The following is a 19,939-nucleotide window of genomic DNA, read 5'->3' as shown; positions in this document are numbered from 1 at the left end:
GACTTTAAAAATATTTTTTCTAAAACTGCATAAGCAGTTTTTTTATTTACTTGTCACTGTTAACTTGTTATTTACCACTAATTAAACTTGTGTATAAAAATTCCGCTCCTTGGCTTTGGCTCAAACCATGTTGATTTTGGCGGCATGATTCCGCCTTCATCTGCAATGCTCATAATATCGCTCATCTCAATAGGATATAACGAGAAACTAACAGCCATATCTGTATCAGCCCTTTTTTCTAACTCCTTAAGCCCTCTTATTCCTCCAATAAATTCAATTCTATCTGACTTTTTAGGGTTATCTATTCCTAAGATAGGAGCTAGTATATTATTTTGAAGAATTGATACATCTAATTCCTCACTCTTTACCTTTTCATTTATTATTTCTCTATTAGCTTCGAGTATATACCACTCTTTATCAATATACATACCAAATGTGTGCTTTCTCTCTGGCGATACTGGCTTATTGTTATCAGATTTTTTAATTTTAAATTTTTTAGATACCTCTTCTAAAAATTCTTTCTTAGTGTATCCATTTAAATCTTTTATCGTTCTATTATAATCTAATATATTTACCTCACTGTCAGGGTAGGCTATAGCTAAAAAATAATTTATTTCATCATTAAAATTATCTTTATTATTATTTTTTTTATTTTCCATAGCAACTCTAGCTGCGGCTTCTATCCTATGATGTCCATCTGCAATATATAAATTTTCTATATTATAAAATGATTCCGTTATATATTTTATATCATCTTTGTTATCAATTTTCCAAACAACATGAGTTATATTATCATCAGCTACAAAATTATATATAGGATTAAGTTTAATATATTTATTTATAATATCAGTTATAGACTTATTTTCTCTATAAACCAAAAATATAGGCCCTGTATGAGCATTGCAATATTTTATATGCTTTACTCTGTCTATACCTTTATCATCCCTTATATTTTCATGTTTTTTTATTTTATTTTCTATATACTCCTCTATAGATGCACATATAACTAATCCTGTTTGATTTTTTCCATTCATAATCTGCCTATAAATATAGAACATAGGCTCTTTATCTTGAATATATATTCCTTCTTTTATCATACTATCTAATAAATCTCTAGAACATTCATATACTCTATCATCATATTTGTATATATCTTTAGATAGGTTTACTTCCCCTCTATCAACTCTTAAAAAAGAGTACTTATTATCTTTTACTAACGCCCTAGCTTCTTCACTATTAACAACATCATATGGTGGAGCTGCCACATACTCAACTAAATCATTTACAGGTCTATATGCTCTAAAAGGTCTTATTATAGCCATGTTAATGTACCACTTCCTTCTAAAAAAACTACTTTATATCAAAGAAATCTATTATTATATTTACTACCTCACTAGCTATTCTATCCTGCGCCTCTTTAGTTGATGCCCCAACATGAGGAGTTACGCTCACTCTCTTATGATTTATAAGCTTTTTATTTAATGTGGGCTCCTGTTCAAACACATCTATTCCTGCACCAGCCACTTTTCCATTATCTAAAGCCTCTACCAATGCCTCTTCATCTACTACCTTACCTCTTGCACAATTTATTAAATATACTCCATCTTTCATTAACTCAAATTCCTTCTTACCAATAAGACATCCTGTTTTCTTATCATAAGGAACATGTAATGAAATAAAATCAGATATACTTAATAAATCTTCTAATGATTCAAACTTATAAGTAAGGTCATCATACTTACCTTCGATTGTATAATACACCACATTCATACCAATTGCTGATGCTTTTTTAGCTAATGATCTTCCTATACGTCCCATTCCTATTATGCCCAGAGTTTTTCCTGCAAGCTCTACACCTTCATACTCTTTTTTATTCCAACTACCCATCCTCATAGTAAAATTTGAATCTGCCAAAAATCTAGCAACTGAAAACATATGAGCAATTGCAAGTTCGGCTACCGAATCTGAACTTGCATTAGGTGTATTTCTAACTTCTATCCCTAACTTATTGGCATAGGTCACATCTATATTATCTACTCCTACACCTGCTCTTATTATCAATTTAAGGTTACTTTTATTAGTTAAACTATCTAATATATCAGAGTCTATCTTAGTTGCTGATCTTATGGTAATAACATCAAAATCCTTTAAAATATTTTTTAATTCGTCCTTACTATAATGATAATTAGTAACTTCAATCCCCAATAGTTTCAAATTATCAATAGCCTCTTGTTGTAAGCCGTCATTTGTTAATACTTTAATCATATAATTCCCCCCCTTTTATCTACAATTGCAAGCTATTTCAATTGTAATATATCATTTATATGACTTAGTAATTCATTTATATCTTCAACTGTACAGTCAGCCATGTGAGCTATTCTAAATGTTTTTTCTTTTAAATCCCCATATCCATTAGAAATTTGGAATCCTCTTCTGCCTAATTCCTTATTTAAATTTGCTACACTTATATTTCTATTATTTTTAATAGTAGTTAAAGTATTTGATATATATCTCTCATCTGGAAATAACTCAAAATATTTTTTTCCCCACTCTCTAACTACATTTGCCATTTCAATATGCCTTGCAAATCTATTTTCTAGTCCTTCTACATTTAAAATATAATCTAATTGATAATCAAGTGCATACATATGTGAAATTGATGGTGTTGATGGATATTGATAATCCTTCTTTTTAATATATTTATATAAAGCTAATAAATCCAAGTATGTTCCTCTAAATTTAACCTTCTCAGCATTTTTTATTGCTTTATCAGAAAAAGTACATATTGCCATTCCAGGTGGCAATCCTATGGCTTTTTGAGTTGAAGTTATACATATATCTATTCCATATTTGTCTACCTCAATTTTACTTCCAGCTGCAGAGCTTACTGCATCAACAGCAAATACAACCTCTGGATATTTTTTAACCACCTCTGAAATTTCTTCGATTGGATTCATTATCCCTGTAGAAGTTTCATTATGAGTTACTGTTAAAAAATCATATTTCCCTGTAGATAAAGCTTTATCTATCTCATTAACATTTAAAGCCTTCCCTTTATCCACTTCATAAATATCTGCAGGAACATTATTGTTCACAGCCATTTCGTACCATCTTTTCCCAAAGGCTCCAACAGAAAATACAGCTGCTCTTTTTGCTGTACAAGACCTTATAGCTCCTTCCATAAGTCCACTTCCAGATGTGGTGGATAATAATATTTCACTTTCTGTATAAAATAACTTTCGCATTTTATCGCTTATAGATTTTTGTAATTCTGATGCTTCCTTACTTCTATGCCCAATCATAGGAGTGGCCATCTTTTCCAATACTTCTTTTTTAACTTCTACTGGTCCAGGTATAAAAAGTTTCTTGTGCATTTTCTGCCTCCTTTTCTTTTATATAATCTTATTTTTATTATAATATTTATATTAATTAATTATTGTTCCTATGAAATATTGTCAATAAAAAAAAATCCTATGTTTCCACATAAGATTTATTTAATATCTATTCCTCATCAAAAATTAATACTGATTCTGTTTCTCTACAATATTTAACACATATACATTGACCTAAATGTCTAGGGCACTTATAACATACACATCCATCACCTTTTCCATCACAAGTACCTTTCTTAAGTTCAGGGCAATATGCACAATTAACTCCATTTCCAGCTGCCATAAACATTCCTCCTTTTTGTATTTCTTAAAAAGCCAAATTTATTATTAACTCTATTCTTATAACTTTATATAAGCATTGTATTTCTCTTAAGATTATATAATTTTAAATTATAACTTACAAGAATTTACACGTATATTTATATATTCATTGGATAAATTAATATCATAAATAATCATCATATATGATGATTATTTATGATAACGGGTGTAAGCGGATGTAGTGCTTGCACCCTGATTTTTTATAGTAACACTTTTTATATTACTCCATAAAATGCTTATATAAGAGCTTTTCACTCATTGGCAATTCAAAATATTCTAACTCCCATCTATGAAACTACAGGGAACCTATCCAAAATAGGTTCCCTGTAGTTTTAAAAAAACAACTTAAATATTATTAAAAATATTATCCCTGGTATTCCTAAAAATCCAGCAATAAGTGCTGTAACAGGGTTTATTACTAAAGAAAAATTAAAATATGCACCTATGTAGTTGGTTAGGTATAATAATACTATCCCAACTAGTCCATTTATAAGTATCTTTATCGGCCACTTAAGTAACTTTATAACTAAAAATAATAAAGCTAAACCTACTAGTCCGTAAATAATAAGTTCCATATCCATAATATAACCTCCATATAATATTACACAATTAATATTATGCTATATTATACCAGTTTATATGTTATATTTCTATAATTTCCCCATATTCTTCCTTAGCAATGCTAAATAAATAATCAAATCTTTTTTTAGCAGCTGTTTCTTTATATATTGCTGCTTCTATAAGTCTAGGATCGTTAGTATTATTAAATAGACTTTCAGCAGCTTCCATTTCATTAATTGTTTCTCTTAACTCTGTTAATATTTGCTGACTTATACGTTCTTCCTTTTCATATTTAATTAACAGAAAATCTAATATATTCTTTTTAATCATAGAACCTCCTAAAAATATTTTTACTTGTTATTATTAACATTATTAGTAAATTCTATTCATAATACTTAACTTAAATACATTTAAAACTCCCTAAATGAATTTTCAGCTTCATAATATACCTATAAAAATAAAGTTGAAATAATATATATATGTAAACTTATCACTGGATATTATCTAGAACTTTATTATTTATGTAATAAAAATTACGTTAAAAAATTTTACTTTTCTGAGCCTAAGCTAGTTCTAAGCCTTTAGTAATTTTTATGAGATAAATGATAAAAATTCTTATATTATCAAGTCAGTGCTTAATTATATATATTGTTTCAACTTTTATATTCTAAGTACTTCTATATTTCTTTTCTTCCTTCTAGTGCTTTTGAAAGTGTTACTTCATCAGCGTACTCTAAGTCCCCACCAACTGGTAGACCAGATGCTATTCTTGTAACCTTAATATCTAAAGGTTTAAGTATTCTTGATATATACATAGCAGTAGCTTCACCTTCTACATTAGGGTTAGTAGCTATTATAACCTCTTTTACATCAGCACTCATTCTTGCAACAAGTTCTCTTAATTTTATATCTTGTGGCCCTCTTCCTTGCATTGGAGAAAGATTTCCATGAAGAACATGATAACTTCCGTTAAACTCTTTAACCTTCTCCATAGTCATTATATCCTTTGGTTGCTCCACTACACATATAACATTCTTATCTCTGCTTGGATTTGAACATATTGCACAAGGATCTTTATCTGTAAAGTTTCCACATATAGAACAATATTTTATTGTTCCTCTAGCCTTAACTAATGCATCTGCAAATTCTTTTACCTCTTCTTCTGGCAAATTTAATATATGTAATGTTAACCTTTGAGCAGTCTTTTGACCAATGCTTGGCAACTTTGCAAATTCTTCAATTAATTTTTCTATGGCAACTGGATAAAAGTCCATATTACTCCTCCTTCCTTTGTTTTAAATCATAAATTTTAACTTTCAGTTAAGTTCGATTAACAAAATCGCAGATTTTGAATCTAAATGAAACTCACTATTCACTACGTTCATAGGAGTAAGTTCGATTAACAAAATCGCAGATTTTGAATCTCACTTAATTTATAAGGCATACAAAGATTTTACTTTGTATGCCTCTAATATATATTAAAACATTCCCGGTATATTCATTCCACCAGTTAATTTACCCATTTTGTTAGCTGTTTCTTCTTCAGCTTTCTTTAATGCTTCATTAACTGCGCTAAGTACTAAATCTTCTAACATTTCTACGTCATCTGGATCTACTACTTCTTCTTTAATTTTTATTGAAAGAACTTCCTTCTTACCATTAACTTTAACTAATACAGCTCCGCCTCCAACTGAAGCTTCGAATTCTTTTTCTTCTAACTCTTGTTGAGCTTGAGCCATTTCTTTTTGAAGCTTTTGAGCTTGCTTCATTAGGTTATTTATGTTTCCTCCACCGAAACCACCTGGGAATCCACCTCTTGCCATAACATATCCTCCTTGAAATAAAAATATATTCTTTATTATATATTATTTTAAAATATTTTACTATAAGCGATAATCTAAAAATATAATTCTAAATGACTCTTATTCATCTATAATATCAACCAAATCTGCGCCAAATGTTTCTACTAATATATCTTCTGTACGCTTTTCACCTTTATTTTCTTCTTCTACAATAAAATTAACTTTAACCTCTTCTCTTAATACTTCTGAGAATATATCATTAATCACGCTTTTGTATTCAGCCTTATCTAATCTATCTTTACTTAACTTATAATCACTATCAAATTGAATAGTTACTATTCCCTTTGAGCAAGCTACAGGTCTTCCAGTTAATATAGAAGCATATATTATCATAGCTCTTCTAGCCTTAAATCTATCTAATATATCTTTCCAAGCCTTTTGAACGTCATTAATACTTAATGTAGAATTACTATTTCCACCTTGAATATTCTGAGAAGTAGAACTAAGTTGTTTGTTAACTGCTTTATTAGCAACAATTTGCTTTGTATTTGCTATTTCATTTTTGACACCTTCAGTTGCCACAACTTTAATATTACCACTCTTTAAATTTTCTTCTAATTTATTTAATCTTGATAATATTACTTCATTAGATGTATCATATTCTATTTTACACATTTTTATTATAGCCAATTCTAAATATAATCTTGCTTGTTTGCTTAATTTTGCATTTCCCTCAGCTTCTTGAAGTATTCTTATACATCTCATTATTTCTTCAGCTCTTAATCTTGCAGACTGCTCTTTGATAAGTGCTATATTTTCTTCTGACATATCTAATACTTCTTCTGGATTATTAGTTACTTTTGCCATAAGTAAATTTCTATAATGAGATATTAAATCTTTTATAAACAAATAAATGTCTTTTCCTGAAAAAACTACATCCTCTATTACTCCTATAGCCTTCTCAACACTTCTCTGAATAATAGCATTTGTTAAATTAAATAAATGCTCATTTGTTACTAGGCCTAGCATACCTATTAAAGTGTCATATTGAACATTCCCATTTCCCATAGAAATTGCTTGATCTAATATACTTAAAGAATCTCTCATTGCTCCATCAGAAATTCTTGCAATTAAGTTCAAACTTTTATCGTCAGCCATAACACCTTGTTCTGTAACTATCTTTCTAAGTCTATCTGTTATATCACTATTACTTATTCTCTTAAAATCAAATCTTTGACATCTTGAAAGGATAGTTATAGGAAGTTTCTGAGGATCTGTTGTTGCCAAAATAAATATTACGTTACTTGGTGGTTCTTCTAATGTTTTTAAGAAAGCATTAACAGCCCCAGCTGAAAGCATATGAACCTCGTCCATTATATATACCTTAAATCTAGCTTCTTGAGGTGGATATTTAACATCATCTATAATATCTCTAATCTTATCTACCCCATTATTTGAAGCTGCATCTAATTCTGTAACATCTATTGCTAACCCCTCATTTATCTTTTTACACATTTCACATTCATTACAAGGCTCTCCATCTTTAGGATTTAAACAATTTAACGCTTTTGCAAAAACCTTCGCAGTTGATGTCTTTCCTGTACCTCTTGTTCCACAAAAAAGATACGCATGAGCTATTCTATTATTTAAAATTTGATTTTTTAATGTAGTTGTAATATGTTCTTGCCCTACTACATCATAAAACGTTTTAGGTCTCCATTCTCTATATAAAGCAGTATATGCCAAGGGATTCACCTCATTTTATCTCTATTTAATCTACTTTTATTATACCCAATATTTATTAATAGTTAAAGATTTTTCCCTAATCCAAAATTTAAACATCTACTTTATTTAAAACTAGTCTTAAAAAACATTAACAGATAGCAAAAAGCCCATATGCATAATTATTAATTTTTATGCATACAATCTTTCTTATCTCAAATTTTTATAGTTATTTTTTTAACATTATAATGTTATTTATATCCAAGTTTATGTTATTAAATTAACTTTTGTGTTTCTTTTTATATTTGTTTATTAATAATTATTCTTAATATTAACTATGCTATAATGATATTAAAATAGATTTTCGAGGTGAACCTATGACTAAAAACTTTATATCAAAAACAGATGAATTATTTAAAAATACATTAAACGAAATTCTTACAAACGGAACAAGTACAGAAGGTCACAAAATAAGACCTAAATATAAAGATGGGACTCCTGCTCATACACTATATATAAACCAAGTTGTTGAAAAGTACGATATATCTAAAGGAGAACTTCCTATTACTACTTTAAGACCTACAGCATGGAAATCAGCTATCAAAGAAATTCTATGGATATATCAAGACCAAAGCAATGACTTATCAGTATTAGAAGAAAAATACGGAATTATGTGGTGGAGAGACTGGGAAGTAAATAACTCTAATACAATAGGCCAAAGATATGGTGCTACTGTTAGAAAATATGATCTAATGAACAAATTACTAAAAGGATTAAAAAACGAACCTTACACTAGAAGACATATTATAGATTTATATCAATATTCAGATTTCGAAGAAACTGAAGGATTACATCCTTGTGCTTTTCTTACTGTGTGGTCTGTTAGAGGAGAATTCCTTGATGTAACCCTTCATCAAAGAAGTTCTGATTATTGTGTTGCAGGTCATGTTAACAAAGTTCAATATGTAGCGTTAATGATGATGGTAGCTAGACACGTTGGATTAAAGCCTGGAGTATTTATGCACGTTGTAGATAACCTACATATTTATGATAGACATATAGAGCAGGCTAAAGAATTAATCTCTAGAACACCTAGTGATAAACAACCTAAGTTAATACTTAAAGAAGGTAAAACAAACTTCTATGACTTCACAATCGATGATTTTGAAATGGTAGATTATGAGCCAGTTAAACCACAACTAAAATTTGAATTGGGGATATAATTATGATTAGTTTAATAGTTGCCATTGCACAGAATAATGTTATAGGTGGAGATAATAAACTTTTATGGCATATATCTGACGATTTAAAGAGATTTAAAAAAATTACTTCTGGTAATACAATAGTTATGGGTAGAAAAACATTTGAATCATTACCAGAGGTTCTCCCTAACAGGAAACACATAATATTGACAAGAGATAAAAATTACACTGTGGATAATCCTTCTGTAGAAGTTATCCACAATATCAACGATATTATCAACAATTTTAAAAATTCTCCTGTGGAAGTGTTTATAATTGGCGGAGGAGAAATCTATAATCAGTTTATTAATTCTGTGGATAAAATCTACTTAACAAAAGTTTTTAAAAACTTCGAAGGAGATACCACTTTCCCTGAAATAGATTATAATAACTGGAACATTACTTTTGAATCAGAAATATTCACTGATGAAAAAAGCAATATAAACTATCAGTTTATAAACTTAGAAAAATAAAAAAGCATAGAAAAATAGGGATATTTCTTGAGTAAGAAGAAATGTCCCTATTTTCCTGTCCTATTGTTTTTTGTCCTATATTGTTAATCCTATTGAAGAGTAACCAAATTTTATAAAAAGATAATATATATTAATTTTTCTATTATCTCTTAGATTCAAGAATTTATAGTCAAATTCTTAATTTCAAATAACTTTCTTAAACATTAAAAAAGCCTTTCCTATAGAAAGGTTTAATGAAAACCGTGCACCTCACTTCGGCAGTAATCTATATGCGTTACCTATGTAGTTAACTCAGGCTAGATTTATCCACGTCACACTCAGGGGCTACTTATCGCTGCTTCCTTCCGGACCTGACGAGGTTCATAGTCTTAAGTCGCGTGGGACCCCACCCTCAACATCACTTGCATAGGGGCAAACCATATAGACTAAAGCCTAGGTGAGGAATTCAATCCTGCTATAGCGGATTTCAGGTTACAGGGCACCGCTGACTCCCCATCTAGCACGGCTATGGCGGAGAGAGTGGGATTTGAACCCACGATAGAGTTTCCCCTATACACGCGTTCCAGGCGTGCTCCTTCGACCACTCGGACATCTCTCCATAATTACTAGAATAAATTCCTCTAGACTTTAACGTTTTGACACGTTATCTAATTATACACATATGTTAACATACAACTTAAAAAAGGTCAACCTAATTATCTTCTTCTATATTGCCCATTACATTTCATTTTTATATAACAAAAGAGCATTTATACATAAATATATTTATATATAATGCTCTTTATGCTAATCATGTAAATTAATCCTATTTTTTAGTTTTTTTCTTACAAGCAAAAATTATAACTACTATACCTAACAATATTCCAGTTAAACTAACTATTTGGGCTATTCTTAAACCAAAAAACATTAAACTATCAGTTCTTAATCCTTCTATAAAGAACCTTCCAACAGAGTAAAGTATCATATAACTTCCCAAAACAATACCATGTTGTTGCTTTTTCTTATATAAAATATAAATAAGTATTGCAAAAACTAATAAATCCCATATAGATTCATATAAAAATGTTGGATGATAATAAGTTCCATTTATAAGCATTCCTTGTTGAATGAATTGAGGAAACTTACTTATAAATTGTTCTGTAACCGGTCCACCATGAGCTTCTTGGTTCATGAAATTTCCCCATCTTCCAATAGCTTGTGCTAATATTACTCCTGGCATTACAACATCGATGTATTCAAAGAAATTAACTTTCTTTACTCTAGTAAATATATAAACTGTTAATAATCCAGCAATAAGTCCACCATGAATAGCTATTCCACCATTTCTAATATTAATCATATCCCATATTGAATGATAATTTTCAAATTCAAAGGCAACATAATATACCCTAGCCCCTATTATAGCTAAAGGAAAACTCCATAAAAATCCGTCGATAATAATATCAAAATTTAATTCTTTCTTCTTTGCAGTTATATATGTAACTCCAAAAGCTGCTAAAACACCACAAGCGATAATTATTCCATACCATCTAATTTGCATTCCAGCAATTTCAAAAGCAACTGGATTCACATAATCAACTCCTCTCTATTTTTTATTCTTTCTTCGTGTATCAAAAAATTTAGTAAGCATATCACTACACCTTTTATCATAACACCAATTAGTATTAACTCTACTATTAAATATATCATAATCTAAAAGATTAATCACAGTTCCACAAGCACCCATATCAATGTTAAAAGTCCCTATATACAAATTAGATATTCTAGAATGAGCTATTGCCGCAGCACACATCGCACAAGGTTCCAACGTAACATACATATCACATCCATTTAATCTCCAATCACCTATAGCTTTACTGGCCTCTTCTATTGCTAAAACCTCAGCATGAGCTGTAGATAACTTCATTGCTTCTTTCATATTACATGCTTTAGCTATAACTTCTCCATCTTTAACAATAACAGCTCCAACAGGAACTTCTCCTAAATCATATGCCTTTTGTGCTTCATCTAATGCTAAATCCATAAAATTCATAAAATCACCATAAAAATAAAGTGCAAAGCACTTTGTTGAAAAGTTTGACTTCGTCAAAGAGAAAAAGTCAGCTGAAGCTGCGGGAAAAATATTGCCTACGTCAATAGAGAAAGGATCTCTAACGAGGTGAAATACTTTTTTCTGCTACTATAGTAGCATTTCCCCTTAACATAGTTAACTTTTCCCCGCTACATAGTAGCCTTTTCACCTCGACGAAGTCGACTTTTCACTTGTGAGCCTTAGCTCACACTTTATTTAATTTAAGTATATATTCTAACTTTCTTGATTCTGTTTTTATCTACTTCTTCTACTACGAACCTTATATTGTTTAATTGAACCTCTTCATTTTGCTCTGGGAATCTTCCTAATTCTCCAATGACTAGGCCTCCAACGGAATCAAATTCTTCTGATTCCATATTGACACCTATAAGTTCACTTATATCATCTAGTCTTGCACTTCCATCAACTACAAACTCATCTTCTTTAATTACTTCTATTTCTTTTTCATAATCATCATACTCGTCTTCTATATCGCCAAAGACTTCTTCTATTAAATCTTCTATAGTAACTATTCCAACAGTTCCACCATACTCATCTAACACTACTGATATATGATTTCTAGTCTTCTTCATTTCTTTGAAAAGTTCTTTTATCTTCTTAAATTCAAAAGTATAATATGGCTCTCTCATGTAATCAGATACCTTAAAAGGTTTTGAATTTTTTTCAGCCATAATTAAGTCTTTTACATTTAATATTCCCACTATATCATCAATGGTTTGATTATATACCGGTATTCTTGAGAATTGTTCAGTCTTTATTATATCTAAAACTTCTTCATAGCTTGCATCTATATCCACAGCTATTACATCTACTCTTTGAACCATTACGTCTTTTACATGAGCATCGGCAAAATCAAAAACATTGAAAATCATTTCTTTTTCAACATCTTCTAATACACCTTCCTCTTCACTAACACCAACCATGGTTCTTAATTCTTCTTCTGTTATAAATGGTTCACTTGCCTTTGGATCTCCGCCAAATAATCTTATAAATATTGAAGATATAGCAGTAAAAATACCTATAAAAGGTTTTAGTATTTTAACAATCACATTGATTATCTTGCTTACCTTTAAAGCAACCTTTTCAGATTTTTGCTTTGCTATAGACTTTGGAGTTATTTCCCCGAAAATAAGTACTAATATAGTCATTACACCTGTTGCAATTCCTGCTCCTGCCGAACCAAATATTTTCGTGGCAATAGTAGTTGCAAGCGCAGATGCACCTATATTTACGACGTTATTTCCTATAAGTATCGCTCCTAAAAGCCTATTTGGGTCTTCCGTTAGTTTCTCAACTAGCTTAGCCCCCTTTACTCCCTCTTCCACCATATGCCTTATCCTAATTTTACTTAAAGACATTAGTGCTGTTTCTGACATTGAAAAAAATCCTGACATGATAAGCAAAATTATTAGTATTCCTATCTGCCATATGAGACTCGTGTCCAAAAATAATCACTCTCCTAATTTACAAAAATATTTTATTTTTAATTATATCATACGCTAAAATTATATGATATAAATTTCCAATAAATTAAATGTAAATTCATATTTAATACAATTTATAAATATTTTAACACTTTAAATATAACTCACTATTCACATACATTAATAGTAGTACACTCTATGTAACTTTAAAATCCAAAATCCTAGAAAGTTCTATTTACAAAATCCAAGATTTTGAATTTATCTTATTGTTTAATTTTAGTATTTGATTTAAAATGTTTCTTATAACATAAATTAACATAATTTTGAGGTGATAATTTGTTTATTATTAATTTTATTCGTGGCTTTTTTATGGCCTTAGCTGATAGTGTTCCTGGAGTTTCAGGTGGTACTATAGCATTTATACTTGGTTTTTATGATGATTTTATAAATTCACTAAACTCATTGATATCAAGAGATAATATGGATAACAAAAAGAACTCTTTAATTTTCTTATTTAAATTAGGAATTGGTTGGGTTACTGGAATGGTATTATCAGTACTATTCTTATCATCAATATTCGATGCTCAGATCTACAAAATAAGTTCTTTATTTACTGGATTTATAGTAGTTTCAATTCCATTAATAATAAGTCAAGAGAAGGATTCTATAGTTGGAAAATACAAAAATATTTTATTTACTATTATAGGAATCACTATAGTAGCTCTTATTACTTACTTCAATCCAGCATCTTCTAATGGTGGTCTTAACCTTTCATTAGATAGCTTGTCAATCGGATTAGGTATATTTGTATTTGTAGCTGGTATGATAGCTATTTCTGCAATGGTACTTCCAGGTATATCAGGTTCAACATTACTTTTAATATTTGGACTTTATACCGGAATAATAGGTGCTGTAAAAGAAGTTCTTACTTTTAATTTCTCTTACTTACCAATATTAATAATATTCGGTTTAGGAGTATTAACTGGTATAGCAACAACAATAAAAGTTATTAAATTCGTACTAAAGAAATACAGATCTCAAACAGTATATTTAATATTAGGACTTATGATTGGTTCTCTATATGCAATATTTATGGGACCTACAACTTTAGAAGTAGCAAAACCAGCTATGAACTTATCAAGCTTTAGCTTTATATTCTTCATTATTGGCGGAGCATTAATATTAGGATTAGAAAGATTAAAAGTAGTTTTTGAAAGTAAAGAAACTAAAAATATATCTAAAAATAGAAAAGGAGCTTAATTAAGCTCCTTTTTCTATATCCAAATTAATATAAGTTATTATATCCCTACATTTCCACTATTAATACCTTGAGCTGATTCATTTAATGGAAGCCAATTTAATATTTTTAAAATATATTCATCCCAAAAATACCAGTTATGCTCTCCTGGCCCCTCTTCATAAGTTATATCAAAACCATTTTCTATTAATACTTCTCTAAACTGTCTATTCGCATCTATTAAGAAATCTTCAGTGCCACAACATAAATACATCTTAGGAGCTACCTCTACTCCAGATAATTTCTTAGCTAATGCTTCATAATCTTTATCGCTTCCTTTTATCTTTGATACATCACCAAATACCCCTGTGTAATATTGGCGACCACCCATCATGGCCGTTATTCCTTCTTCTGTCCCATATACAACTTCATCTAAAACAAGTGCTGATGAAAGTCCTGCTACATATCCAAATGTATTATAGAACTTAAGTCCATTAACTATGGCTCCATATCCCCCCATAGATAATCCAGCTATAAAAGTATCTTCTCTCTTATGAGATAAGTTGAACATCTTTCTTGTCATTTCAACTAGTTCTTCACCTATAAAGTCGCTAAATCTCTCACAAGTATACTCATTATTTATATAAAACTTATTTTCTCCCGAAGGCATTACTACTGCTATATTCTTTTCTTGAGCCCATGATTGTATTCTTGTTCCACTAATCCAATCACCATTATTTCCAAATATACCATGTAGTAAGTATAAAGTTTTAAAAGGTTTAACTTCTTCCTCTTTATCAAACACCAACTTGTCTACAGGTAAAATAACATTAATACTAACTGTTCTCATTAATGTTTTTGACATAAAGTCTACTTTTAATTGTGCCATAGTATTCTCCCCTTTTACATCTATCAAAAATTATTATGCTATAAATGCATCCCCGTTTTCCTTATATAATTTCCTTATATAAATATTAAAAAAATCCACAAACCTAATAAAAAGGATTGTGGATTTTTACTGGTACTCCCAACAGGAATCGAACCTGTATCTATCCCTTAGGAGGGGACTATTCTATCCATTGAACTATGAGAGCACACTAGCTAAATATATTTTATTACATCTATTTATATATGTCAAATTTTTCTACTTTGCCTATTTTACATATTTATCATCTTAGAATCTTTGATATTAATCACATTATCTTTAATTAAGAATATTATAATAAAATTATTATATATTGGTGTAGGAATTCCTATTTTTAGTCCTATAGCTACTTCATACTCATCTTGTAAATAATCATCTTTATTTATTTTTTTAGAATATAATAACTCTGCATCTCTCAAACAATAAGTAGCGTCTCTACCAGCAAAAATATTTACTTGAATTTTTATATATAATGCTAAAGTTCTTATTAAAGCTTCTTCTATTTCATTATTTTTAGTATCTCTCACATATAATTTTGATATACCCTTATTACATCTACTATAATCCTCTAAATAATCTAAAACTATTCCCCACTCTTCAACCTTGTTGTATTTAGGTGTATCTGACTTAAAACTAACTATAACCTTAGCTTTATATAACTCCGAATTTTCTTTTAAGAATTCTTTATCTCCATAAACTATTGCCTTTAACGCTAATGGAAGCTCTTCTCTAAAAATCTTATCTCTAATAATAGTTTTAGACAAATCTGAATCTAAACTTATTTGAAGATATACTTTTAATATATATCTCCCATCACTCTCTTTCCATTCAGCTAATACTTCATCTCTTGTTTCATTTGTTTTTTCATAGTTATATTTTTTATCTATAGTTAAAAATAAATCTGCTGTTTCATCAGAATGAGTTAATGTATATTTTCTATCTTTTTTATTGTTGATATCTATGTCTTTATATTCTACAAATAATTTTTCCGGAATAAATTTAGACACTTTAAGTCTCCTCTTATAATTTTTAGTTAATTTCATTATATGTTTTTAAAATTTATTGTTCACTACAAATATTATCCTTTATTTTTGTTTTAATTTGGTATTTAAAATTTAAGAAAGTTGCTATTTTCAAAGCTTTATAACTATACTTTCAACCAATAAAAGCATAGATTTTAAATTTTACTTATAGTATACTTTAAATAAGTTTATAAATTTAAGGGGTTGAATTGAATATGATTAGAACTATAATTTGGTTTATTTGGTTTGCTATTAGTTTAATAATAAGCATACCTTTTGTTTTTAGAGTTAACTACTTAATAAAAAAAGATAGAATTGAAGAAAGTAAGAAACTTATTCATAAATGCACAAGTCTTTGGGCTAAATCACTATTGAAGATAGCCGGTGTAAAAATAAATGTTAATGGTATTGAAAATATACCTAATGATAAAACTGTATTATTCATAGGTAATCATCAAGGTAACTTTGATATTCCAATATATCTTTCTACTATGCCTATATTAATAGGTTTTGTTGCTAAAATAGAAACTGAAAAAATTCCACTAGTTAGAACTTGGATGAGATTAATGAAGTGCGTGTTCATGGATAGAAGCAGTCTTAGAAAATCTAGCGAAGCTATCATTCATGGAATTAAAAATCTTAAAGCCGGTTATAATATGGTTATTTTCCCTGAAGGTACAAGAAGTCGTGGAGATAAAACTGGTGAATTTAAAGCTGGCAGCTTTAAATTAGCTACAAAATCAAAAGTTCCAGTTATACCTGTAACTATGAATGGTTCTTATAAAATCATGGAACATGGTAATGGACCTTGGATCAAACCTGCAAATGTAGAGCTAACAATTCATGCTCCAATTGATACTTCTTCATTAACTAAAGAGGAAATTGATAATTTACCATCTAAAATTGAAGAAATAATTTGTTCAAAATTACCTAAGTAATTTAAAAATGGCTTGAATATTCAAGTCATTTTTTTATAAAAAAATAGAGTAAATGGCATTTCAAATACCATCTACTCTTAATGACACAATAACACAATAGTCTATTTGGTTATTAATAAATAGCTATCTCGCTTTATTATTTTAAATGTTTATTTTTAAATGTCAAACCTATATTCTTACCTTCAATTACTTTTTATGTAAATGACAACGTTTTCTATGATATTTCTGATATTATTTTTTTATTTTACAATAAATACTTGATGCATAAACTTAGATTTTACTATATACTTAGTAAAGTCGATAAAAAGTAACGTAATTTAAATTGATTTAAATATATAGGTTTTTAACTCTAGAGAAATAGTAATTAACATAAATAAGAAAGAGGTATTATATGACAAATTTAACATTTAAAGATTTAGGATTAAGAGAAGGTTTATTAAGAGCTATAGATGATTTAGGCTTCACATCACCATCTCCAATCCAAGCAGAAAGTCTTCCTGTAACTTTACAAGGCTTTGACATAATAGGTCAAGCTCAAACAGGAACTGGTAAAACTGCTGCATTTGGTTGTGCGATAATAAACAACATAAAAAATAGAGATTCAATAGCTTCTATAATATTAGCACCTACAAGAGAATTAGCACTACAAGTTCATGATGAGTTAATTAAATTAACAAAGTACGAAAAACTTAACATAGTTGCTGTATACGGTGGAGCACCTATTCATCATCAAGCTAGAGACTTAAAAAGAGCTAATATTGTAGTAGGAACTCCTGGTAGAGTATTAGACCATATTAGAAGAGGAAATTTACCATTAGATAAAGTAGAAGTTTTTGTTTTAGATGAAGCTGATGAAATGTTAAACATGGGATTCATTGATGACATGGAAGAAATCATGAAGAGTATTCCTGAAGAAAGACAAACTTTATTATTCTCAGCTACAATGCCAGCACCAATAAAAAAATTAACTAAGAAATACTTAAAAGATGATGCTAAACATATAGCTATTGCTAAAACAGAAATGACTGCATCAAAAATAACTCAATACTTCTACGAAGTTCATGGAGATCAAAGATTTGAAGCTCTTTGCAGACTTATAGACTTTGATATGCCACAATCATCAATCATCTTCTGTAGAACTAAAAAAGGTGTAGATGATTTAGTAATAGCTATGCAAAGCAGAGGTTACATGGTTGAAGGTATGCACGGAGATATGTCTCAAGTTCAAAGAATGAAAACTTTAAAGAAATTCAAAGATGGAGCTTTAAAATTCTTAGTAGCTACTGATGTTGCTGCAAGAGGTATAGACGTTGAAGGTGTAACTCACGTAATTAACTATGAATTACCACAAGATATCGAATCTTATGTACATAGAATAGGTAGAACTGGTAGAGCTGGTAGAGAAGGAACTGCTTACAGCATAATCACTCCAAGAGAATTTGGATACTTAAGACAAATTCGTAATACAACTAAGAGTGATATCATAAAGAAATCTGTACCTACAGTTCAAGAAATATACAACAATAAGTTTGCTAATATGATAAATGAAGTTAGCTCAATAATTGATGCTAAAGATTATGATAAGTTTGTAGATGTTGCTAAAGAATTAAATGAAAGATATGATGCAGTTGAAGTTATTGCTTCATTAATGAAGAGTCAATTTGATACTAACCTTTCATTTGACTATTCAACAGATGCTTTAGTTGCACCTAAGAGTCAAGACGTAAGATTATTCTTCTCAGCTGGTAAGAGAGATGGATTAACAATAAAGAATTTAATAAATTACATAAAAGATAATGCTAAAGTTGGAGCTTCTCAAATAAGAAATGTTGATATAATGGAAAACTTCACATTTGTAAATGTTGATGAAGCAATCCACCAACAAGTATTAACTAAATGTTCAGGAAACAAGATTAATAAGAGAAAGATAAACGTTGAAGTAGCTACCGGTTCAAAAGGAAAAGGTGGCAAAAGTGGCGGTAAAAATAAAGGATTCAACAGAGATAGAAAAAATAAATAATAACATAAATTAAAGCTAAAGAAGTGTTTTATCACTTCTTTAGCTTTTTGTTTACACCTTCTATTAAGTAAGTTAAATGTTCCACATCTGCTTTAGCTCTTTTAAGCATCTTAGTTCTTTCTTCAGCCTTCTGAATAGCTTCTTTTGCTTCTTCAAAATCTTTTGCTTTGATTGATTTATTTGCATATTCTATTAAATAATCTATTTTTAGTACCATTTCAGCTAGGTCTTCTCTACCATCATTAACTAAATCTAATAAAAGACTATATATTTTTGGTGACGTTTTTTGTTTTGCATCTCTTAATAAATTATTATTTTTGCTAGTTATTTTTCCCATAAAAATTCCTCCAATTTATCCTTAACTATATTTTTGTCCTTTTTGATAAATTATATTTATTACAACATATTATTCAGAATAGTACAACCTATTTAAGATAATTTAAAAACTTTTATATAAGCATAAAATCATCTCCAAGAATATTATTCAGAATACTCATTATATTAAAATATATTAATATTATAATTTCATTTTTTTATTTTTTCGCTTCTCTCATTTGTATTTAACCCCAAAATATTTAATTAATAATTTTTTATTATATTACTATAAAAATAACTTTTTATTTATTAAATAAATCATTTAAAACTATATTTTATATAATTTTACTATTTTTTTATGATTTTATAATACATTTGATTCTATATTATTCAACCTATCTATCTTTAAATTATTCTCCATAAATATTAAGTGAAAAACCCTTTTCTAATGCTT

At 29.0% G+C, this 19,939-nt stretch carries 20 protein-coding genes, 2 tRNA genes and 1 other RNA gene; 5 read left to right on the top strand and 18 right to left on the bottom strand.

The features are described 5' to 3' along the window. Positions 1-77: 77 nt before the first annotated feature. From H8S10_RS13980 to dnaX, 9 genes are all read right to left on the bottom strand, one after another. The gene (locus H8S10_RS13980) at positions 78-1,322 is read right to left on the bottom strand and encodes a DUF1015 family protein (protein ID WP_055266685.1); all 1,245 of its coding nucleotides are present in this window, start codon (positions 1,320-1,322) and stop codon (positions 78-80) included. 28 nt (positions 1,323-1,350) lie between these two features. Then, positions 1,351-2,265 carry a D-2-hydroxyacid dehydrogenase gene (locus H8S10_RS13975; protein WP_186839282.1) on the bottom strand — a complete coding sequence of 305 codons (915 nt, stop codon included), beginning with the start codon at positions 2,263-2,265 and terminating at the stop codon, positions 1,351-1,353. 32 nt (positions 2,266-2,297) lie between these two features. After that, on the bottom strand, positions 2,298-3,374 hold the full coding sequence (locus H8S10_RS13970) for an alanine--glyoxylate aminotransferase family protein (protein ID WP_186839281.1): 1,077 nt from the start codon (positions 3,372-3,374) through the stop codon (positions 2,298-2,300). Between the two features lie 127 nt (positions 3,375-3,501). Next, on the bottom strand, positions 3,502-3,675 hold the full coding sequence (locus H8S10_RS13965; RefSeq protein WP_055266691.1) for a hypothetical protein: 174 nt from the start codon (positions 3,673-3,675) through the stop codon (positions 3,502-3,504). A gap of 370 nt (positions 3,676-4,045) precedes the next feature. Next, a complete protein-coding gene (locus H8S10_RS13960) occupies positions 4,046-4,294 on the bottom strand; it encodes a pro-sigmaK processing inhibitor BofA family protein (RefSeq protein WP_055266693.1) in 249 nt (82 codons plus the stop codon). 61 nt (positions 4,295-4,355) lie between these two features. Then, positions 4,356-4,604, bottom strand: coding sequence for a DUF2508 family protein (locus tag H8S10_RS13955; protein WP_055266695.1), 249 nt, complete (start codon positions 4,602-4,604; stop codon positions 4,356-4,358). Positions 4,605-4,951: 347 nt separating this feature from the next. After that, positions 4,952-5,548 (bottom strand): recombination mediator RecR, encoded by a 597-nt coding sequence (gene recR, locus H8S10_RS13950; protein WP_055266697.1) that lies wholly within the window; start codon positions 5,546-5,548, stop codon positions 4,952-4,954. 204 nt (positions 5,549-5,752) lie between these two features. After that, entirely contained in the window at positions 5,753-6,097 is a 345-nt protein-coding gene (locus H8S10_RS13945; RefSeq protein ID WP_055266699.1) for a YbaB/EbfC family nucleoid-associated protein, read from the bottom strand. Positions 6,098-6,196: 99 nt separating this feature from the next. Continuing rightward, positions 6,197-7,822 (bottom strand): DNA polymerase III subunit gamma/tau, encoded by a 1,626-nt coding sequence (gene dnaX / locus H8S10_RS13940; protein ID WP_186839280.1) that lies wholly within the window; start codon positions 7,820-7,822, stop codon positions 6,197-6,199. Between the two features lie 353 nt (positions 7,823-8,175). Here dnaX and H8S10_RS13935 point away from each other — a divergent pair, with 353 nt between their 5' ends. Both H8S10_RS13935 and H8S10_RS13930 read left to right on the top strand, forming a co-directional pair. Next, a complete protein-coding gene (locus H8S10_RS13935) occupies positions 8,176-9,021 on the top strand; it encodes a thymidylate synthase (protein ID WP_084759022.1) in 846 nt (281 codons plus the stop codon). 2 nt (positions 9,022-9,023) lie between these two features. Beyond that, positions 9,024-9,512 carry a dihydrofolate reductase gene (locus H8S10_RS13930; protein WP_186839279.1) on the top strand — a complete coding sequence of 163 codons (489 nt, stop codon included), beginning with the start codon at positions 9,024-9,026 and terminating at the stop codon, positions 9,510-9,512. A gap of 240 nt (positions 9,513-9,752) precedes the next feature. Here H8S10_RS13930 and ffs read toward each other — a convergent pair. From ffs to H8S10_RS13905, 5 genes are all read right to left on the bottom strand, one after another. Then, positions 9,753-10,017: signal recognition particle sRNA large type (ffs, locus tag H8S10_RS13925), an RNA gene on the bottom strand. Positions 10,018-10,020: 3 nt separating this feature from the next. Next, positions 10,021-10,110, bottom strand: a tRNA-Ser gene (locus H8S10_RS13920). A gap of 207 nt (positions 10,111-10,317) precedes the next feature. Beyond that, on the bottom strand, positions 10,318-11,082 hold the full coding sequence (lgt, locus tag H8S10_RS13915; RefSeq protein WP_186839278.1) for a prolipoprotein diacylglyceryl transferase: 765 nt from the start codon (positions 11,080-11,082) through the stop codon (positions 10,318-10,320). A gap of 15 nt (positions 11,083-11,097) precedes the next feature. Next, the gene (locus H8S10_RS13910) at positions 11,098-11,544 is read right to left on the bottom strand and encodes a nucleoside deaminase (RefSeq protein WP_055266707.1); all 447 of its coding nucleotides are present in this window, start codon (positions 11,542-11,544) and stop codon (positions 11,098-11,100) included. Positions 11,545-11,804: 260 nt separating this feature from the next. Beyond that, entirely contained in the window at positions 11,805-13,049 is a 1,245-nt protein-coding gene (locus H8S10_RS13905; protein ID WP_055266709.1) for a hemolysin family protein, read from the bottom strand. Positions 13,050-13,364: 315 nt separating this feature from the next. Between H8S10_RS13905 and H8S10_RS13900 the strand changes: the two genes are divergently transcribed. After that, positions 13,365-14,288 carry a DUF368 domain-containing protein gene (locus tag H8S10_RS13900; RefSeq protein ID WP_055266711.1) on the top strand — a complete coding sequence of 308 codons (924 nt, stop codon included), beginning with the start codon at positions 13,365-13,367 and terminating at the stop codon, positions 14,286-14,288. A gap of 38 nt (positions 14,289-14,326) precedes the next feature. Here H8S10_RS13900 and H8S10_RS13895 read toward each other — a convergent pair whose 3' ends face one another. The 3 genes from H8S10_RS13895 to H8S10_RS13885 form a co-directional block, all read right to left on the bottom strand. After that, the gene (locus tag H8S10_RS13895; RefSeq protein WP_186839277.1) at positions 14,327-15,154 is read right to left on the bottom strand and encodes an alpha/beta hydrolase-fold protein; all 828 of its coding nucleotides are present in this window, start codon (positions 15,152-15,154) and stop codon (positions 14,327-14,329) included. A 130-nt stretch (positions 15,155-15,284) separates the two neighbouring features. Next, positions 15,285-15,359: transfer RNA gene (locus tag H8S10_RS13890), tRNA-Arg, on the bottom strand. Positions 15,360-15,423: 64 nt separating this feature from the next. Then, on the bottom strand, positions 15,424-16,197 hold the full coding sequence (locus H8S10_RS13885) for a staygreen family protein (RefSeq protein ID WP_207731894.1): 774 nt from the start codon (positions 16,195-16,197) through the stop codon (positions 15,424-15,426). Positions 16,198-16,427: 230 nt separating this feature from the next. Here H8S10_RS13885 and H8S10_RS13880 point away from each other — a divergent pair, with 230 nt between their 5' ends. Together H8S10_RS13880 and H8S10_RS13875 are read left to right on the top strand one after the other, a co-directional pair. Next, on the top strand, positions 16,428-17,150 hold the full coding sequence (locus tag H8S10_RS13880; protein ID WP_186839275.1) for a lysophospholipid acyltransferase family protein: 723 nt from the start codon (positions 16,428-16,430) through the stop codon (positions 17,148-17,150). A 391-nt stretch (positions 17,151-17,541) separates the two neighbouring features. Next, entirely contained in the window at positions 17,542-19,170 is a 1,629-nt protein-coding gene (locus H8S10_RS13875) for a DEAD/DEAH box helicase (RefSeq protein WP_186839274.1), read from the top strand. 31 nt (positions 19,171-19,201) lie between these two features. On the opposite strand, the gene H8S10_RS13870 is transcribed toward H8S10_RS13875, so the two are convergent. Continuing rightward, positions 19,202-19,507 carry a hypothetical protein gene (locus tag H8S10_RS13870; protein WP_186839273.1) on the bottom strand — a complete coding sequence of 102 codons (306 nt, stop codon included), beginning with the start codon at positions 19,505-19,507 and terminating at the stop codon, positions 19,202-19,204. Positions 19,508-19,939: the final 432 nt, after the last annotated feature.

The organism is Clostridium sp. NSJ-49 (assembly GCF_014287725.1).
GTDB lineage: Bacteria > Bacillota > Clostridia > Clostridiales > Clostridiaceae > Clostridium > Clostridium disporicum_B.
Note: the sequence above shows the minus strand (reverse complement) of the source record. Positions and strands in the feature narration are given on the sequence as shown.